This is a genomic window from Methanosarcina sp. 2.H.A.1B.4 (genome assembly GCF_000979385.1).
Taxonomy (GTDB): domain Archaea; phylum Halobacteriota; class Methanosarcinia; order Methanosarcinales; family Methanosarcinaceae; genus Methanosarcina.
In genome coordinates this window covers 36,991-54,889 of record NZ_JJOV01000074.1, presented here as the reverse complement: position 1 = coordinate 54,889, position 17,899 = coordinate 36,991, and the positions used below count along the sequence as shown (strand labels likewise).

At 43.4% G+C, this 17,899-nt stretch carries 17 protein-coding genes; 4 read left to right on the top strand and 13 right to left on the bottom strand.

Annotated features, from left to right (window positions below; all coding sequences use genetic code 11):
* Position 1: 1 nt before the first annotated feature.
* Together EO92_RS11565 and EO92_RS11560 are read right to left on the bottom strand one after the other, a co-directional pair.
* Positions 2-403, bottom strand: coding sequence for an Lrp/AsnC family transcriptional regulator (locus EO92_RS11565; RefSeq protein WP_200896773.1), 402 nt, complete (start codon positions 401-403; stop codon positions 2-4).
* A 39-nt stretch (positions 404-442) separates the two neighbouring features.
* On the bottom strand, positions 443-667 hold the full coding sequence (locus EO92_RS11560) for an LSM domain-containing protein (RefSeq protein ID WP_011034307.1): 225 nt from the start codon (positions 665-667) through the stop codon (positions 443-445).
* A gap of 306 nt (positions 668-973) precedes the next feature.
* On the opposite strand from EO92_RS11560, the gene EO92_RS18315 reads away from it, so the two are divergent.
* Complete coding sequence (locus tag EO92_RS18315) at positions 974-1,228, top strand: hypothetical protein (RefSeq protein ID WP_048171738.1); 255 nt, start codon at positions 974-976, stop codon at positions 1,226-1,228.
* Between the two features lie 40 nt (positions 1,229-1,268).
* On the opposite strand, the gene EO92_RS11550 is transcribed toward EO92_RS18315, so the two are convergent.
* From EO92_RS11550 to EO92_RS11515, 7 genes are all read right to left on the bottom strand, one after another.
* Positions 1,269-1,589 (bottom strand): AcrB/AcrD/AcrF family protein, encoded by a 321-nt coding sequence (locus tag EO92_RS11550; protein ID WP_327037153.1) that lies wholly within the window; start codon positions 1,587-1,589, stop codon positions 1,269-1,271.
* A gap of 11 nt (positions 1,590-1,600) precedes the next feature.
* Complete coding sequence (locus EO92_RS11545) at positions 1,601-1,906, bottom strand: hypothetical protein (RefSeq protein ID WP_052734346.1); 306 nt, start codon at positions 1,904-1,906, stop codon at positions 1,601-1,603.
* A complete protein-coding gene (locus EO92_RS11540; protein ID WP_200896772.1) occupies positions 1,890-3,311 on the bottom strand; it encodes an APC family permease in 1,422 nt (473 codons plus the stop codon). The genes EO92_RS11545 and EO92_RS11540 overlap by 17 nt, the downstream gene beginning before the upstream one ends.
* An 883-nt stretch (positions 3,312-4,194) precedes the next feature.
* Positions 4,195-4,593: a DUF3467 domain-containing protein gene (locus EO92_RS11530; RefSeq protein WP_048141234.1), complete on the bottom strand. Its 399-nt coding sequence runs from the start codon at positions 4,591-4,593 to the stop codon at positions 4,195-4,197.
* Positions 4,594-4,770: 177 nt separating this feature from the next.
* The gene (locus tag EO92_RS11525) at positions 4,771-7,251 is read right to left on the bottom strand and encodes a DUF5814 domain-containing protein (protein WP_048171734.1); all 2,481 of its coding nucleotides are present in this window, start codon (positions 7,249-7,251) and stop codon (positions 4,771-4,773) included.
* A 557-nt stretch (positions 7,252-7,808) separates the two neighbouring features.
* Positions 7,809-8,585 carry an S-methyl-5'-thioadenosine phosphorylase gene (gene mtnP / locus EO92_RS11520; protein WP_048171732.1) on the bottom strand — a complete coding sequence of 259 codons (777 nt, stop codon included), beginning with the start codon at positions 8,583-8,585 and terminating at the stop codon, positions 7,809-7,811.
* A gap of 69 nt (positions 8,586-8,654) precedes the next feature.
* Positions 8,655-9,791 (bottom strand): DUF373 family protein, encoded by a 1,137-nt coding sequence (locus EO92_RS11515; protein ID WP_048171730.1) that lies wholly within the window; start codon positions 9,789-9,791, stop codon positions 8,655-8,657.
* 524 nt (positions 9,792-10,315) lie between these two features.
* Between EO92_RS11515 and EO92_RS11510 the strand changes: the two genes are divergently transcribed.
* A complete protein-coding gene (locus EO92_RS11510; protein ID WP_048141223.1) occupies positions 10,316-10,636 on the top strand; it encodes a hypothetical protein in 321 nt (106 codons plus the stop codon).
* Between the two features lie 180 nt (positions 10,637-10,816).
* Here the strand turns inward: EO92_RS11510 and EO92_RS11505 are convergent, their stop codons facing one another.
* Positions 10,817-11,179, bottom strand: coding sequence for a hypothetical protein (locus EO92_RS11505; protein ID WP_048171728.1), 363 nt, complete (start codon positions 11,177-11,179; stop codon positions 10,817-10,819).
* A 415-nt stretch (positions 11,180-11,594) separates the two neighbouring features.
* On the opposite strand from EO92_RS11505, the gene EO92_RS11500 reads away from it, so the two are divergent.
* Both EO92_RS11500 and EO92_RS11495 read left to right on the top strand, forming a co-directional pair.
* Positions 11,595-11,987: an RDD family protein gene (locus EO92_RS11500; RefSeq protein WP_048133724.1), complete on the top strand. Its 393-nt coding sequence runs from the start codon at positions 11,595-11,597 to the stop codon at positions 11,985-11,987.
* Between the two features lie 213 nt (positions 11,988-12,200).
* Positions 12,201-12,938, top strand: coding sequence for a hypothetical protein (locus EO92_RS11495; RefSeq protein ID WP_048171726.1), 738 nt, complete (start codon positions 12,201-12,203; stop codon positions 12,936-12,938).
* Positions 12,939-13,095: 157 nt separating this feature from the next.
* Here EO92_RS11495 and EO92_RS11490 read toward each other — a convergent pair whose 3' ends face one another.
* The 3 genes from EO92_RS11490 to EO92_RS11475 form a co-directional block, all read right to left on the bottom strand.
* Positions 13,096-13,296, bottom strand: a complete 201-nt coding sequence (locus EO92_RS11490; protein WP_156165807.1) for a hypothetical protein — start codon at positions 13,294-13,296, stop codon at positions 13,096-13,098.
* Positions 13,297-13,499: 203 nt separating this feature from the next.
* The gene (locus EO92_RS11485) at positions 13,500-15,410 is read right to left on the bottom strand and encodes a VIT domain-containing protein (protein ID WP_048171721.1); all 1,911 of its coding nucleotides are present in this window, start codon (positions 15,408-15,410) and stop codon (positions 13,500-13,502) included.
* A gap of 1,101 nt (positions 15,411-16,511) precedes the next feature.
* Positions 16,512-17,687 carry a DUF2117 family protein gene (locus tag EO92_RS11475; RefSeq protein ID WP_048171716.1) on the bottom strand — a complete coding sequence of 392 codons (1,176 nt, stop codon included), beginning with the start codon at positions 17,685-17,687 and terminating at the stop codon, positions 16,512-16,514.
* Positions 17,688-17,899: the final 212 nt, after the last annotated feature.

Below are 17,899 nucleotides of genomic sequence, written 5' to 3'. Positions count from 1 at the left end.
TTCAGATCTCTTCTCCGATTTCTTCATCATCTTCGATATCCATGTCTTCTTCGGCTTCTCCAGGTTCCTCAGCATTTTCTACCATAAGGTTTTCGATCCATTCGCTGAGTCTTCCGCAGTACTCGGGCTCACAATCCCCGGTACAACCAGTACAGGCTGAAAACAGGTCCCTGGAGAGCAGAAGGTCGTATTTCTCTTTAACCTCCTCTTTTGCTTTCAGGAGGTATGTCCTTGCTCCGTTTGAGACTCCCACCTCACGGATAATCAGGTCCTTGTCCAGAAGCTTTTTTATGATTCTGGAGCATTTCCTGCTGTCGATATCCAGCTCTTTCCAGATTACATTCTGGAAAACGCCGTCTTTATGTCTTCTTATTATATTGTATGCTTCGTCTTCAAGATCCATGCCTGCTTCCACACTAATGAGGTTCCTTCTTCAGACGTTTCAGTCTTCGACAGGAGTGATCAGTATGATATTATTGCCTCGAAGCACTACAGAACCAAGGGAGCGGACTTTTTCCCCTTTTACTATCTCCATTGTATCCACAAGATGAAGATTCATATAGTCGTCCACACTCTTCAGAGTGCCTTCAAGCAAATTAAGGTCGCCTTTCATTTCTACCTGGATCCTTGATCCAACGATTTTCTGAACTTTTTTATTTGGGAACAAAATTAAACCCTCGCTGATTTATTATGGATTTTCGGTTCCCCGTACTCCCGGGTTCCTGCTTCTCTTATTCCAAAGCCGGCGCAGGGCAAATTGTGTCAGGGCTGTATACGCATTTACAATAAGCCTGCTGCCTTTATCAGCTGCTTCCTGCCAGCAACTGAAAAACCATTCCGAATCGTCACTCCACCGGCTCTTAAGAAAACTGAAATTACATACCCTTTTCAGAGATATATAACCATCGATCTCTAGAACTATTATAAAAGCCTTTCAATCCTGAGATCTGTATGCAGGTTTTCCAATTTTTATGTGGTAAAAATAAATAAAAATTCTAAATATCACCTTATTTTAACCAGAATCAAAACAAAACAAAACAAAACAAAACAAAACAAAACAAAACAAAACAAAACAAAACAAAACAAAACAAAACAAAACAAAACAAAACAAAACAAAACAAAACAAAACAAAATAACAAATAAGATAAAAAATGAAAATAAAAAGAAGGTCTGCCGGATGTATCTTGTGGCAGACCCTAACTATCCAGAGCCCGGATTTAGGGATTAAGATTTTTCTGCAGGCTCAGAATTAAGATTTTTTGCAGGTATCAAACCCTGTAATTCCTCACCGAATGGAAGAGGATGAAGGCAAAAAAGCCTACAATAACAAGCATGAGCCCAAAGTAACCTACCGGGTCCCAGACAAAGCCTATCCCGGCTCCGCCTTCTTCCCAGGAAACCAGGACTGCACCCTGGAGGGTTGTAGGGACCACAAGGCAGACAAAGGCCAGCACGAAGATGAAGGCTATGTCAAGGACCTGCATGAGCAGGCTCCTTTCTTTGTTGTTTGCCTTTCTGCTTGCACCACTTCTACTTGAACTACTTCTACTTGCACAATTATTATTTGCACTCTTTTTATTTGCGCTCATGAAATGCCTCCTCAGTCATAATAGCGGAATTCGTGCATGTGCTGCTTTATAGATTGGCGGACTTTCAGGCAGCCTACGGTCTCTATGGAAAACATCAGGCCCACGAAGAGCAGGTAAACAGGGACAAGCCCTGAGAACTCCAGGAGCACGGGCTTTGTTGCCGAAAAGACCGAGTAGACCAGGAAAAGCTGCACCCCGTAAAGGAGGGAAAGCATAAGCGCAATCAGGGCCGAGTCCATGTTTAGCTTGCTTTTGTACCTGGCATTCAGGGATGTATTGCCTGCTGAACTAACGTTCGTATTACCTGCTGCACTCAATACAGGTCACCTCCTTTATGTGCTGGCTGCCTGCTGTTTCAGGATCTGGCCAGCCAAGTTCACTCCAGTTTGGCTCGTTTCCTGAACTTTTCTTGCGCTTGGAAGAGAAGTAAAAGTACGCAATTGTGTAGAAAAGGAGCCCGAAGAGCAGGTTATACTTGTAACCCCAGAAAAGGGTTGACATTATCAGCAGGGCAATCCCGATTGCAAAGTATGCAATATAGGGCTGAAGCGGGCCTGCAAAGGGCCTTACCTTGCTTGTGTTTGTAGGGAAGAGCTTCCTGAAGCGGATAAGAGAGAAGGGGATCAGCACGTAACAGAGCAGGCCCGATATGATGGAAAAGGTGATGACCTGGTCCAGGTAACCGCTGAAAGCAAAGGCTACGGCAATAGGGGCCGTAAAGATCACTGCCCTGTAAGGGGTGCTGTACTTCGGGTGCACCGCGGCAAACCAGGGGGAAACGTATTCGTCCCTTGAGAGGGCATACCAGGAGCGTGAGGCATCACAGACGCATCCGTTGGCGCTGGCGATACAGGTCAGGAAGGTCCCAAGGCCGAGAAGGGCTATAAAGATGAAAATCCCGCCGTTCTGGGCAGCTTCAAAGAGTGGGTATACCGAAACACCAAGCGTATCTGTGGGGATCAGCATGGAGCAAAGGAAAATCGTCATTGCAGCACCCACAAGCAGGGTGATCATCCCTGCCTGCTGGCCCAGAGGCACAGCCCTTGAGGGGTGTTTGCATTCCTCGGCGCACATTGCCGCACCTTCTATTCCTAAGAAGAACCAGGGCCCAAACTGAAGGGCTGCAAAAAGCCCGATAAGCCCGTTTGGCATAGCTCCTTCAAGCAGGTATCCTGGATGGGTCTCAACCACTCCAAAGGCAGTTGCAAAGAAGAAGGCAATGATTGCAAAGAAAGCCAGCATTGTAAGGGCGAAGTTAAGGGTAAGAGCTCCAACGACTCCGCGATAGTTGATAAAGGTCAAAAGTGCAATCACAAGCAAAGTTACGGGAAAAACCTGAAGCTGAGGAAAAAGTTCGGTTGCGATGAAAGCAACAACAATCGCATCTGCGGCTTCAAGGGCGATAAATTCCATGTATACTGCAAGCCCCACAATCGCCGCAGCCCCCGGGCCGACAAAAAGCCTTGCCCAGTCATAAGGCCCTCCCGCAAGCTTTGTTGCCGAGCCTAACTCACTTGCACAGAGGGAGATTATAGTGTACATGGTACCTGCCACAAGCATTGCAAAAAGAGACCCTAATACACCTCCTTTTGCGATGGTGAAGTTCCAGCCCATGTACTCCCCTACAAGCACGATGCCTACGCCAAGGGCCCAGACATGGTATGGCCTGAGGGTTTTTACAAGGCCACCGGCATGTGAGGCATCTGAAATCGATTCTGCCATTTTTTTATACCTCCGTTTTCAAAAATCCAGTCTATATCTCGAAAATACAAAATTATTTTTTGGAAACCTTGCTTGCATCTAACAAAACCCAGCCGAATAGGGCAAAGGCCATGAGGTAGATCAAGCCGTTTACAAGCGTCCAGATATCCATGGATGTGCTCCGTATTTTTTTTAATAGTGTGTTCCGACAGATTCTCCATGACGTTTTTCAGAACAGTAACCCCTGGAAGAGGCAGATACACACTTATTTTGCCATTTTTGTTCCAACATTTATTTTTGCCATTATTATAAATGCTAGAAACGTACGAAACATCCATGTGTTTAAAGTTTACGCCCGGTGATTTATATAAACACCATATTATATAATTGGTGTACAGAACCTCATAAAAATAAGCAAAATATATATACAAATATTGAATATAGCTATATTTTTAGCACAAAGTATAAATACAATATTAAAATGAACAAATGCCGGATTTGGGAAATTTGAGCTTTGCAAGCATTCAATTTTTTATTCCCGGCTACTTGTAATTTTTCAAGTAGTCTGACAGGGTTACATTGCAATGTTTCTTGAAGCTCAGGAAAAACAATCCATCGGTTTTCCATCTTATTTCTAACGGATGCCCATCAGCTGTTCATAATGTGTCCATCGGTTACCCATCGGTTACCCATCGGTTACCTACCGTTGTCGCAAAAATTATAACCTGAACATTCCTCAATTTTCCAGAAAAAGCATCCGACGGATGAATGTGCAAATCTATCCTTAGAATTCTTGAGAGAGCCTCTCAATTAAGAGGCTCAAACTTCAAGTTTCCTTTAAAACTTAATTTTAAGCTTCATTTTAGCTTCAGCCAGTGAGCTTTAATAATACTTCATCCCGGGTTCAGATATAACCCTGGATCTCCGTGCTGTCTTCAACAGGTTTTATATTTTCTTTCCTGGGCCGGGGGATCGCTCTTGCAATGGGGCCGAAAACGGATTCATATTCATTAATGTGCTGGGTAAGCCAGCGGTTCAGTTCAAGGGCAGCAACTGGCGAGAGTATCACTTCGGCTTCAACGCGCCTTTCGATAACCCTGGATTCGGAGGCATCCCCGAACATCTTGGGGGTATCGTTGTAAAAACCGATCCTGAAATCGTAAGGGCTATGCCCGCCTGCAGCTCCGATTGCATATATCTGCCGGAAGTCTTCAGGCTTTACAAACTCTATTGTAATACTCTTTTTCCCTTTTTTGGAAGCTGCGCTTTCAATATTTTCCCTGGATTCGACATCTTCGGCCATAAAAATTACCTCTGTGCTTTGCTCTCGCGAGAGCCCGGGTATCCGAGCTCTGGTTTTTGCCAGTTATTCATATACTGGCAGATTATTCCTTGTAAGTTATTTTTCCCGGTGTGAATAGGAATATTTACCTCTTCATCACTTATAAATCACTTGTCTGCAAAAACTTTTACGATTTGTTCAGCCCTGGACTTTCTTCTTAAGCTTCTTTGCTTCTTCTGAGACTCCCTTTTTCGAATGGACTCTTGCGATCAGTTCCACAGCATCAAGGTTGCGTACCGCACTGTCCAGATACCCGAAAACATCGCCCTGGTATGCTGAAATACCGTACTTATCCTCAAATACCTTAATTATCTGGGAAGGGTCCATACCTTCCATACGCAGCCGGATAATCTTCTCCGAAAACTTCTGTTCTGGGCATCCGCAGTAAGGTGAGTCTCTGCATGTGCAGGTCAAAAAATCCGAGGCAAAGTTCAGCATAAGTACCCTTATTTTTTGATCCAGATGGGACAGAGATTCTCCGTCAAAGACAATATCAAGGGCTGCTCCCTGAAAAACCCTCGAAGGCATGTTCACATGCAGAGAGCTTCCGATCTGGTTTGCATACTTGAAGTATGCAGCATCGAAAAACTCCAGATTGGTTACAATTTTAATGGGACTGTTTTCCGCAAGCACAGCGTCTCGAATCAGGAAAGCTTTGGAGACCGGAAGGAAATGGGCTGCAATAATTTTTCCGAATAGAGTAAGTGTTACTTTATTTCCCTTTTTCTCAAGGAATCTGTAGCTCTGGAGACGGGAAACCAGTTTATCCAGGTCAAAGCCCCCAAACATAAGGGAATGGATATTCCTTAAGTCCTGGACCGAAGAGGTAACAGCAACTGAAGCAAGGACCTCTTCAAGCTGTTCGGCTTCCCCGTACTCGACTCCTGCAGAGAGCATCTCACCCTGCAGTAACTTGATTGCAACCTCTTCTTCAGTATCGGACTGTGAGCTTGAATAGGACTTCCCTGGCACGGGCATGAGCACGATAATACCCCGATCGTGATAATCAGGTCTGCCTGCCCTTCCGCTCATCTGCAAGAAGTCCTGGACCGAAATCCAGTCTATACCCATTGCAAGGGATTCGAATATAACCTGGGAAGCCGGAAAATCCACTCCAGCTGCAAGGGCAGCAGTGGTCACGACTACCGGAAGCTCCCCTTTTGCAAAATGGGTTTCCACTTTTTTTCTTTCATACTGCGAAAGCCCTGCATGGTAAGGAGAAGCCTGGATTGAAAGAGATCCTGCAAGCTTATGGCAGTTTCTCCTTGAATTCGTAAAGACTATTGTCTGTCCCCTGTGCTTTTTCGAAGAGGACATTGAATACTCTTCTTTTGCAAGCTGGGAAATCAGTTTTGACTTTTCGTTTTCCTGGCAGAAAAGGAGGTGCCTGTCAAGGGGAACAGGCCTGTGTTCATAGCGGATAAGCTGGGCTCCGAGTTTCTTTGCATAGGCTTCAGGTTTTGCAACAGTTGCTGAAAGGTAGATGAACTGGGCTTCAGGTGTCGCGTAACGAAGCCTTCCTATAAGCCCGTCCAGCCTGTGTCCCCTTTCCTGGTCTTCGAGTATATGTACCTCATCTATAACAACAGTCCCGATTTTGCCAAGAAAATCAGCATTTCCTGAGCGGAGCATGTGGTCTACGCCTTCATAGGTTCCCACAATTATGTCCGCATTCGGGCTTGTCCGCATTTTCACGCGCTGAGAGGTCTTTATGAGAATTGCGCCAATTTTAATGGAGGTTGTAAGCCCGAGCTTTGAATAGCGTTCCGTGAACTGGTCGTACTTCTGGTTTGCAAGAGCTACAAGGGGAACCAGGTAAAGCATTTTCCCTTTTTTATCCAGCAGGTTCTGAATACCTGCCATCTCCCCAATCAGAGTTTTCCCGGTTGCGGTTGCAGAAACCACAAACTGGTTTTTTCCTTCCAGAAGCCCGGATTCTACAGACAATGCCTGCACGGGAAGCAGGGTCTCGGATTTCTGGAGAAGCAATTCTTTGAACTTTTTTGCAAGGGGGAGGTTCTTTACCCTGAAAGTGGATTCGGAGGGATTTGTCCTGATAGTGTCATAACGTGTGAATTCGGGGTCCAGCCTCTCAGGGCTCAGCATACGGATTGTCCTGTCAAGGTCTCTTGTTTTGTGAAGAACCTGCTCAAGGAAATCAACTGATTTTTCCCCATACGGTGCTCCTGCTGAACGGACTGCCCGAAGCAATTCTTCTTTTGCACAGTCTTCACAGATGAGCTCATCGTGGTACTTGATGGACTTGCTGTTTACAAAGTTAAAACGTTTATTGATCCAGCAGTGTTTGCAGATCTTTACCCTATCAGAACTGAGTTGAAAGCCCTTGAGCATTTCAAGAAAAGCCTCTTCATTTGCAGGGTCCCCTCCTTCGTTGAGCATAATCCTGTTTGCACTGCGCAAAAGCTCTATGAACTGCTGGGGAGGAATGAATTCCTCATTTTTTTTGCCGGTAAGAAGCCGGATTTTATGAGGTCGTGGACCTTTATAACTGTCCTTTATATGGAGCTCAGCCATGGAAAGCGGCTGTTTCATACGGTCCTTTATGGTCATCACTACAATTTTTGATTTTTCAGCATAGCTTAGGACCCATAGCGTCATTGTTTATCCTGATATGTGAATGGTATAAGTAAGCTTCCTTTCGGAGGTCGAAAAATGATAGTACTCTGCTGTCTTGCCGTCTTTATCCAATAATACTGCAGCATCGCCTATGAAAATTAGGGTAAAAAATGAGGTTACGTTTTTCAGTAACTCTTCCAGAGTATAAATATTTTTTAGGGCACACCACCTGATTTTTCCTGTAGTGTATGCCTTCCTGAGTACTTTTTTCAGAGTATCTCCTTAGTATCTCCGTATATAGTATCTATCGTATTTATATTTTATTACTTTCTTTTTATATAAGAACCGTTTTGGTTTGTTTTATGGCAACAAAAATTCCTTATTTTCAGAACACAGGATCTTCGGTTGAGCTGGCATACAGGTTCAGCTGAACAGGAAATTAAGCTGGATAAAGAAATCGGGTTAAATAGAGAAGTTCAGTTGAGCAGCAGCTTGGTTGAATAAAGAGGTGGTAAGAGGGGGCTGAAGAGAGAGTTTTATATTTTCAGTTGCTACTTTCTTTCAGTTGCTACTTTCCTCACACACCCTTTATAAACATTTTAAAGGCAGGCTCCTTCCTTTGCAAACCTGCACATGCAGCTCTGAACCTCGGGAATTTTTCCGATAGCATCCGAGAGAATTTCGAAGATTGAGTCCTGAGCCTTCCCAACAACTTCTGTGACTTCATCTGCTGTTAATTTCTGCGTGGTCATCCCACATGCCTGGTTTGTAACGATGGCAAGGGAAGCGTAACAGAGACCGAGTTCCTTTGCAAGGACGACTTCCGGCACACCAGTCATGCCAACGACATCTGCAAACTGGCTCATCATTCGAATTTCAGCCCGGGTCTCAAAGCGGGGACCTTCAGTACAGGCATAAATTCCCTCGGTATAGGAAAGTCCCTGTTTTCCCAGGGCAGACTTAATGGCTGCCTTTATTTCAGGGCAATAGGGCTCAGTAACGTCAACGTGGACAGTTTTATCGTCATAAAAGGAAGAGGGCCTGCTGCGGGTAAAATCAATGAAATCGTCAAGCACGACAAAACTGCCCACGGGATGCCCTCGCATTGACCCGACCGAGTTTGTGGATATTACGCGTTTTACTCCCAGGGAGTTTACGGCCCAGATATTTGCCCTGTAGTTAACTCTATGCGGCGGGATATGAATTTCTTCGGCATGCCTGGGAATTATTGCAACGCGTTTTCCTTTTATGCTGGTTAGATATGCGGTAACCTCTCCATAGGGGGTTTTCACCAACTGGCTTTCGCAGTCTCTGTATGAGCTGAAACCCACACCTCCAAGCACTGCAATCTCTGCAATTTCAGGTGCCTTCTCCATTTTTATATCTCCTTTTCCGCGTTTTAATAGTGAACGTATTAATTTTCAACTGATTTGTTTCTCCGAAGTTCATGCGCTTTTTTTATTTCTTCTTCCTTTCACTCTCTTCTCGCTTTCCGGAGTCTGGTTTGACAGGGAATACTTTATCCCTGCAAGTGCAATGAGGATTGCAATTGCAATCGAATATACGAAGTACTGCAACGCAAGGGAAGGATCGCTTAAGACCCCGTCAGATATGGAGGCTACTGCCAGGATGTATGTGCTTGCCCCCCAGAAAAGAAGGCCGGTTGCGATCACGAAGAGGGAGAGGGAGACACTTCTATATATGGGCCTGCCCTCCATCCTGAGGTCGAAAATTTTTCCCATGTCCGCAAGCAGGAGGGCTGCTGCATACCACCAGACAGATACATTGATGAAGACCGAAATAAGAGTCAAGGTGCCGTGATACCAGACCCCTTCTGCGGAGTAGAGTTTCCATACCTCCATAGCTCCGTATACAGTGGCTACAAGGCTGGTAAGCAGGGCAGCAGTGTAGCTGATGAAGACCATTCTCTGCTCAAGGAAAGCATCCCAGAGCCTTTCTTTTTCGAGGGCAACAATATCATCGAGCCCGAAGCCCCTGTACAGCATGTAAAGCCCGACAGCTGCAAGAATTCCCACAACTGCCCCTTCGGGGTAGCGGGCAAGCAGGAAGATGGCATAAATCAGAAAAGCAAGACCTATAGGTACAAAAAAAGTCTGAGAAATCTTGGGGTCACTGAAGGCGTGTTTGAGGATATAATATGTGCTTTCCAGATTTTCACTCTGCATAACGACAATACGTTTTACGGAGTCAATTTTCATTCTGGACTGCACAATAGGGACAAGAGTTTCATCCTCTGCCCCATCCGAGACAAAAACGGCTCTCTGCACTTCGTTCATCTGGAGATAAAGTTCGAGCTGTTCGGCGATCTTCTGGTCTGAGATCACGCCGACATTCTTATCACCTGCAAAAGAGACGATCTCAGCGTCAACTCCTTTTGCCCGAAGCTCATCAAGGATCCGGATCCCTCCGAAAATCGTATTTGTGTCCGAATCTTCAGGGTCGGCAATCCCGAGTGCAACTGCTGCCTGAACATTTGCCTCCCTCCCTACGATGGGAGTTCCCATTTTTGCTTTTTCGCCCAGGTCGTTATCCCTGTCTATGCATATAACTAAGGTCTGCATGTCTCCTCTATCATTTTTATGGAGATATTCTGTCCCGGAGATCCAGTTATCTACTGAAAAAGGTATCTTATCAGGTTTCCGATTTATCAGGTTTCCAATTTATCAGCTTACAGAGGATGCATTACAGGAGCCGTTTTTTATATTCGCCGGATCCTTTCCCCTTCTTTCCGGTAATTTATTCCTGACCTGATACACTCTTTGAATTTGTTGAACTTCCTTACTCTTTACAAGTATACTATTTCAATTGATGGTTTATATAGTGAACTGCGCACACAAGCTACTTGAAGTTCTGTAAAATGGGCAGACCCTTTTACAGGGTATGAACTCTATATATATTTTATCTTCGTTTTATAAATTTCGGCTGCTGATATCTTACATGATAACTATTCTTTTACAAATCCCGAAAAAACCTTCACTTTCAAGGATAGTGTTATAATTCTGGATACCGATATATAAGTGTTTAAAAACAGGCTCTCTCCAGGAGAGAAATCTATTCTTATTATTGAACATTTAAAGGGGTTTATATGGCAAAAGCAATTGAGACTGAAACAAAAGAAACCGGAGCCGGTAAAAAAGGTTTCAATATTCAGGAAAAAATTGGAAAGCTAGGGGATGATATTGATAGCCTTGCAAAAAAGACTGGGGACGAAGCCTCAAAACTTTCAAAGAATATCAATGGAGAAATTAAGTCACTATCCGGGGAAATAAGGTCCATTGACGTAAAGGACGAGGTAAAAAGCATTACTGGTAGAGTCGAAAAGCTGGTTGATTCGACCGGAGACAGTGCGAAAAAGCTTGCCTCGGAGATCAAGGCAGATATCAAAAAGTTAATGGATAAAATTTAAGGATAATTTAAAAGAAAAAAATAGAAACAAATGAGATCGAGGATGAGGAAGCGGAGGTCTTCTTCGTCTTTATTCTCTTTCTTTATTCTCTTTCTTTATTCTCTTTCTTTATTCTCGTTCTTATTTTCGTTTCTGGCTTTTTCAAGGATTCAGCATCCACTAATTTAGTTTGAATTCCAGTTAGTATCGGATTCCCTGCGCATAGACCGCATCGACAACCTCGCCTTCGGTCACTGTGACTGTCACTGTAGCTGTATCGATTACAGCCGGATCTTTTTCAGAAATCAGATCAAACTTGTAGACGAACTGCCAGCACGAGGTACAGTTGAGAGTTCTGGTTTCAATAAAAACCGGTTCGGTCAGATTGTAGGTTTTGTAAGAGTCAAGGTCTCTTACATAATCCTCAGCTATCTGCTGACTCTCTCCTTTCGAGGTTTCATTTACTCCATCATTGTTATTGTCAGTTCTTTCGGTACAGCCGGATATGGTAACAGAAATACAGAAAATTATCAGAAGCAGGGGGAAAATAAAACGGATTTTCATAGGTTTTTATCCTTCTCTTCTAGCTTACTTTTTAAAAAGAAGTACAAAACGAAAGTATTTAATAATTATTTAAGATCTTATCTGCCTTAAATTCCGTCAGGCAGCTGCCCGATTTGTTTATGTTTTTGCAAAACCAGCCCGAATTTCAAGTTTTCAGGATCAATGTTGTCAAAAGGATGTGAAATGCATTAAGTCGGATTCCCCAACGAATACTCCCAGCAGGCATTTGAGCACTGGAATTCTCAGGCTTGATCTCACATACACAATCAAATCCGTGGGTACTAGCGGGAAAAGAAATCCAGCCTTCAAAGCCTTTTTCCAAACTTCCTGTATTTAAACAAGACGTTTTGTTCATAATGGGTAATTTTATAATTCAGTCCTGCTTAATGTATAAAATCTCTTTGAGGGAAAAAATATGCAAACGTATTCGGGTTTTCTAAGGAGGTTAATAGCCTCTATAATTGATTCTTTTATAATCATCCTTCTTCTGGCTTTTATTCAGTTCATGTCAGGAGCCATGGGCGGAGCCTTTTTTTATATTCTTTTAATCCTGCTTTCCTGGAACTATTTTGCATACCAGGAGAGTTCAGTAAGGCAGGGAACAGTTGGGAAACAGGCGATGAATATTATTGTAACTGATCTTAACGGAAACAGAATTTCCTTTGAGCGTGCAACAAAACGCTTTGTGGGAAAGATTCTGGCATTCCTTCCTTTCTTCGCAGGATTCTTGCCCATTCTTTTTACTGAAAACAAACAGGGACTGCATGATAAAATAGCAAAAACTCTGGTTCTCGTTCGAGAGGATTGAATTTCGGTTTCCAACTTTATTCATTTCTTCACTCTTATTATCCTTTCTTTCCTCTTTTTCTTTTATGTTCTCTTTTTTACTCTTTTTTATCTCAATCCAATCAACTACTGTAGAAAGGTTTTAATATTTATATAGTGATAAAATACTTTTATGATTCCTTACATAAAGAAGTAGGAAACTATTTGCCGCCAGAGAAAGTAAGGAACGGTTGACATGTCAATTTATGTTGAACAGCGCAGGTCTGCAAAGAAAAGTTCTATTAAGATCAACTCAACTCCTGTTGATTATGTGCAGAGTTATCCAGTCCAGAGTAGCCCAGCTCAAAATGGTTCCTTTCAGGATTATCCGGTTCAGAGCAGTCCGATTCAGGGCACCTCTCTTAGTTTTCACCCTACCCTTCCAGAGAATTCCCCCGCCTCGCTCTTTTCCGGACAGTATTCGGGGCTTAAAGTTTTTCTGGATATGGATGGAGTACTTACGGATTTTACAGGCGCATGCGAGAGATTAAGTGAACATATGATGTTCTGGTACACTGCCGATAAGGAACGTTTCTGGAAGCACATTACGGCTGCAGGAACCCGGTTCTGGTCCGATATGCCCTGGATGGCTGGAGGGAAGGAACTTCATGGCTTTCTTAATAGTTCCGGCTTACACCCTACAATCCTTTCTGCCCTTCCTACCCCGGACCGAAAGATTGCTCTGGTTAATGCCAGAAAAGGAAAAATAGAGTGGCTGAAAAAAGAACTCGGAACTCCATACGCAAACAATGCAATCCTCTGTTTCCGCCCGGAAAAAGCTCTCCAGTCCGGAACCTCAAGGGTCCTGATCGACGATAACTCCGATAATATCCGTGAATGGGAAGAAGCAGGAGGGACAGCTATCCTGCATAAGAGCACGGACAGGACAATCAGGTGTTTAAGCAAAACTATTAAACTCGAGCAAAGATTCTAATTATTTAAATTGTTACGTTTTCCAGGTTCTTATTCCTCTTCCAGGCTGAACCGCAGGTTTTTCTGGATTTTGCTTCCGCTTATAGAAAAGCGGCTTATTCCGGAAACATCTGCTACTGGAAGCGCAGGCGGGCGATGCATCATAAGCAAAAATACAATTAATTGATTTTAACCTGCTTGTTCGGGTAATAAACCTTAATTCCAGGATGATGATCTTTAACTCCTGAGGCTCTTTCTGAAAATTCTTTCTTATTCTGGAAGCTTACAATTCTTAGCAAAATAATATAAATTAAATAATAAAGCTGTATTTTGTCTATTGTTTGTGCTTCCGCTAACCTCTGACGCGTAACTTTTGACACGTTAATCATATCGAACAGATCTTTCATCCCGGCGGGAGCTCATCCTCCCTCATTCCTCCCGTTTTCCCCTGGATTATAGGACAAAGGAAGGAAAAAATTCAGGCTTATAAATGATGTTTTCTTGATTTTCAAAAAAGTTTAAAAGGGAAGAGGATTTTGATCTTTTTTTCAGTAAAACCTCCTCTACCTTCCGGTTCATCTTTTCATCTCTGTCTCCTGTGAAGTAAATACGCAATCCCGGTGAGTCCACTAAAGGTGAAAAGGGCTCCAAATCCAGGTGTACTTTCTTCTGCAACCTTTTCTGCAACTTCTCCTTCTACCGGCTCTTCAATTTCCATGTTGCTCTCATAACGAGAATCCGAGGAGGATTGTATCTGGCTACTTAATGGAGCAGCCCTTTCGTCTTTTGTAGCTGGCTCTCCAGCAGGCATTTCAGGAACCGTTTCTTCGCCATCGTCTGCTTCCGGACCGGAGAATTCAGGTACCTCCACGAAGAGGGATGTATAGGGTGTCACAAACTCAAATTCAAGGGCCAGGTCCGTTACTGCAGACACAAGTGGCTCGTTTTCTCCTTCTACTTCAATCCTATCCAGCAGGGATTCGATGGTTGTATAGGCCCAGAGCCTGGGGATAAAGGCATTTTCCCCTTTCGGGCTTACAGTAAACTCTTTTGAAAAAATTCTAGCCCCGGTCCTGGTACTGGCCGAAACATCCGCCTGGATTTTGCTGGTTTCAGAGCTGTATTTCCCGAGGACAATAGTATCAGAGCCCGCAAATAGGTTCTTTTCCCCGGTGTTTACGAGTTCGGAGATTCCACTGCTGTAGGAGAAGTCCATGTCCGTGACCAGGGGGGTTGAAATCGTTTTATAGAAGCCCCCTATTTCCTCAGAAGCGTTATCTTCCGGAGCGAACCTCTCTGCAGTCCCGTTATTTTCCAGGCTCATAGCTCTCAGGAAACTATAGTTATTTTCGTCTTCAATCCCGAAGGCAATGGAAAAGATAGATACATGTGCGGTATTGGCATCTTTAATGTTCTGGCGGATTGCGTAAGGGGAAACAACGCCTTCAGTTGGCTCTCCGTCTGTAAGGAAAACAATTATGGGCACTCTTCCGCTCTCAAGGTTGAACATCCCAAGAGCTGTAAGCAAGGCTTCATTTATGTTTGTGCCGCCGTTTGCCTCAAGGTTATTTACAAAGTCAAGAGCCCCGGTTTTTTGCTCATCGTTTGCTTCCATAAGGGTTCCGGAATAGCTCTGTATCGAACTGTCAAAGAAAATAATGTTAAAGTAATCTCCGGGGGGCAGGTCCTCAATAATGTTGCCGAAAGCATCCTTTACCTGCTCGAGCTTGTATCCCTGCATAGAGCCGGACTTATCAAGGACAAAGATTATTTCTTTGCTCATGGCTGAGGTCCCGAGGTCTTCTTCGCTAGGGGAAAAGATGTGCATCATATACCCCTGGCCTTCATTTTCGTAAAAAAGCATGTTCCCGTTCAACGGAGGGTTTGCCGTTTCAAACACTACCCTGAGTTCCGAGATGGGGAGCGAGTCTGCCTTATAATGTACCTGCCCTCTGTTTGAGGAAAGGTACTCCACCTCAGCTTCCGGGAAAGCAGGGGTTTCCAGGCGGATAAGCTGGTTTGCAGAATTTACGTTTATGGTTACCGAAAAGTTTGCCACTGAACGGCTGCTTTCCAGGAACTGCACGAGTTCGTATTCCCCAAGAGTTTTCTTAAGCGCCTGTTCATATGTCAGCTTCACGATGATGCTCTGCCCGGGCTCAAAGCTCAGGGCATAGGCGAAAAGGTTTTCATCCTTTGTTTCAAGGAGGCCTGCTGTCCTTCCTTCCGATGCGGCAGACTCAAATCTTTCGGAAGCCTCTTTCTTTGGAAGTACGTCAGCCCTGTACTCTTTTCCATCAATAATCAGGGTAAAGCCCGAAATGAAAGCTTCTTCAGGAATCAAAAAACTGAACTTGTCTTCAACAGCCGTTTCAGCCGGGTTGCTGAGCTTTTCTTCAACAGTGGTAATTGCATACCCATTGTTTACATCCGTACTGAGCTTCAGGTACTCTGCAACAGGGCTGGCTGCCCCAATCTGAATAGATGCCAGCAAAACCAGGCAGATAATAAGAACTTTCCTTATACAAAATCCCCCTTCAGTTGATCCGATATTCAGGAAAATTTTTTGACTTTTTTATGCAAGAATTCAGGAATAATTCAGCAAATATTTATTACTGATATGTATGAAGATATGCCACTGTTTTATTTATATTTGACTTTAGCTGCGGATTCGTTCAAAGTTATGCAGGAAATTCGTGTAATGTATGAGAAAGAAAAAGTTCCTTTAAAAGAAGTTTTAGAATAAATAAAATATCCGTCATCAGTATAAATTCTAAAATATATGTAAAGTGATCAATTAGTAAAGTTATATGCGTGCCCATTGGTCATCGGTTAAGACATTTTTTGTCTGAAGGCTATCGATTTTAGAGTATAAATTAGTTTCAAATTTCGAACACCGATACTAAAATCGATACCTGTTCCAACTTCATATCAATATATGTTTTCGAGATATGTCACAGAAATAGGGTAATTTATTATGATTTCTCTCTTAACCGATGACCAATGAATAGTAATTATTATAATGCCCATAATGACGGTTCGGCAACACTTGTCTGAGGGTTTGAAAAAGTAATGTACTTTTCCTTTATGGATCTGAGAATTATGGAGTCCTGCTTCCGCCTGAAAAAAGAGATAATTGGAGACATATATTTGTGGATTATGAGTCGGCGGAAGCGACATTAATAAATACACATTTTTTTATTTATAACCATTTATCCGGGTAACAGCCCTTAGCTTTACGCTAATACCCGAATTTTGTTTCAGTTCAGGTTGGGGCTGGAGGGCCCCAGAACTTTTCGGGAATCATTTATAAAGGCTCTTCGCTATTTAATGTGGGTAACTTACATTCATCCACTAAATGTTGAATTAGTATGTATAAACTTTAGAATCATTTGTTGTTGAAAATCACATTCAAGCTCGATGTTTCTCTCTTTTGCCTGGTTACTTTAGAACTAAGAAATTGTTTTCAACCCATACAAAACAGCGAAGATCCGAAAATATTTATTTCTACAGGCAAAATGATGTTTTTCCGAGTTTTCCGGTTTTTTGGGTTTTTCCGGCATTTTCCGAGTTTTGTGTTAGTGCAGGTAAAGGCTCAGTATTCTGAGATGGATTCCAGGGAATTTTCTGCAAGATTTATGATCCTCAGCTTCAGACTCTCTACATCTTCAAAAAACGCGGTATGTTCTCCTGAAAATATATCCTGCTGAAGCTTCCTTCCGAACTCATCATCCTTTCCGGGCTTTAAACGCAGGACTAGAGAACATGGGGCATAGCTCACTGCAGTTGCAAGTTCGTCGCAGTCCCCGTCCGTAATTCCCAGAATAGGGATTCCAAATCTGGAAAAGATATTTCCTGCAAGCTCTGTCGTGTCATCCCCGACAGTAATGGCAAGACCTGCCCCTTCCATCATCTCAAATGAATGCTCTGCGCAGTGGTCTATAAGAATGACCTTAACTCCCCCTTCCGGGATTTTCTCCTGCAAAAAACACTGTTTCAAAGGAAAGGTTTTCGCTATTCCTTCGGTTTTGTATTCCATCAGGCTTTTGCAGACGTCGGGACTTTTTCGGGAACCTGTGGTTTTTACCCAGGCTCCGGACAGGTCAACAGGCACTCTTTCTCCATGTTTATGGAGAATTTCGATACCCTGTTCCTTTATGGTCCCTCCTTCTATTGAAGTCAGAAAGCCGTTTTCTGATACGAGGACGACCTCAGAGGAAGTAGCTTTCCCAACCACGATCCCTTCAACCATTATGTTTGCCCCTGGAAAGGTTGAGATTCGTCTCAGAACATGCCTTCCCTGATTGCTGATTTCTATGGTATTGACTGGCATCGGAGGCGGGGAAATTTTAAGGTTCAGAAGGCCGGAGAGTTTTTTAGCATGGGGGTCTGCAGCCTGGTTCCAGGGAATGAGTTCCCCATCAAGGCATCCGGGCCTTTCAATCTGAAGAAGGGGTTTCTCTTCAGGATTTTGTATATGCGAAACCACGATCCTTCCGAAAGTCCGGCCGGTTTGAAGCTCCCTGCCGTGGTTCAAAAGGCACACCATGTCGTTCGACCCGAAAAGAGACTCGATGCAGGCGCTGGGTTTCAGAAACTGCTCGATATCAATCAAGTTTTCAAGGCCGGCATCAATCGCCGCAACTTTTCCCAGGGTACCGCAGAGGCAGGCATTTATGCAATTTCCCCTGGAGATAAGTGTAAGAATGTCTTTAACTGTCTGGGGAGAATCCATAAGCTGTAGGTTATGAATCACTATTCCAATCTGCATATATTAAAAACATATATAGTCAAACTAATTATACTCATCGAATTAATTTTGTATTAATAATTTAATAATTTTTTCCTAAATATTTTGGGATATCTGCTTTTTCATTATTCAAATTCCCGGCAGATATCATAAGATTCAGCCAGTATAAAGGCATGGAGCTATTTGATAATTTATTTGTATTGTCTGAAGAGACGTATCTATACTATATCCGG

What these genes read in the sequence shown, in the direction of transcription:
- EO92_RS11565 (WP_200896773.1), bottom strand. Translation starts at nt 403, where the DNA reads ATGGATCTTGAAGACGAAGCATACAATATAATAAGAAGACATAAAGAC.
- EO92_RS11550 (WP_327037153.1), bottom strand. Translation starts at nt 1,589, where the DNA reads ATGAGCGCAAATAAAAAGAGTGCAAATAATAATTGTGCAAGTAGAAGT.
- EO92_RS11540 (WP_200896772.1), bottom strand. Translation starts at nt 3,311, where the DNA reads ATGGCAGAATCGATTTCAGATGCCTCACATGCCGGTGGCCTTGTAAAA.
- EO92_RS11530 (WP_048141234.1), bottom strand. Translation starts at nt 4,593, where the DNA reads ATGGCCGAAGATGTCGAATCCAGGGAAAATATTGAAAGCGCAGCTTCC.
- EO92_RS11525 (WP_048171734.1), bottom strand. Translation starts at nt 7,251, where the DNA reads ATGACGCTATGGGTCCTAAGCTATGCTGAAAAATCAAAAATTGTAGTG.
- mtnP (WP_048171732.1), bottom strand. Translation starts at nt 8,585, where the DNA reads ATGGAGAAGGCACCTGAAATTGCAGAGATTGCAGTGCTTGGAGGTGTG.
- EO92_RS11515 (WP_048171730.1), bottom strand. Translation starts at nt 9,791, where the DNA reads ATGCAGACCTTAGTTATATGCATAGACAGGGATAACGACCTGGGCGAA.
- EO92_RS11510 (WP_048141223.1), top strand. Translation starts at nt 10,316, where the DNA reads ATGGCAAAAGCAATTGAGACTGAAACAAAAGAAACCGGAGCCGGTAAA.
- EO92_RS11505 (WP_048171728.1), bottom strand. Translation starts at nt 11,179, where the DNA reads ATGAAAATCCGTTTTATTTTCCCCCTGCTTCTGATAATTTTCTGTATT.
- EO92_RS11500 (WP_048133724.1), top strand. Translation starts at nt 11,595, where the DNA reads ATGCAAACGTATTCGGGTTTTCTAAGGAGGTTAATAGCCTCTATAATT.
- EO92_RS11495 (WP_048171726.1), top strand. Translation starts at nt 12,201, where the DNA reads ATGTCAATTTATGTTGAACAGCGCAGGTCTGCAAAGAAAAGTTCTATT.
- EO92_RS11475 (WP_048171716.1), bottom strand. Translation starts at nt 17,687, where the DNA reads ATGCAGATTGGAATAGTGATTCATAACCTACAGCTTATGGATTCTCCC.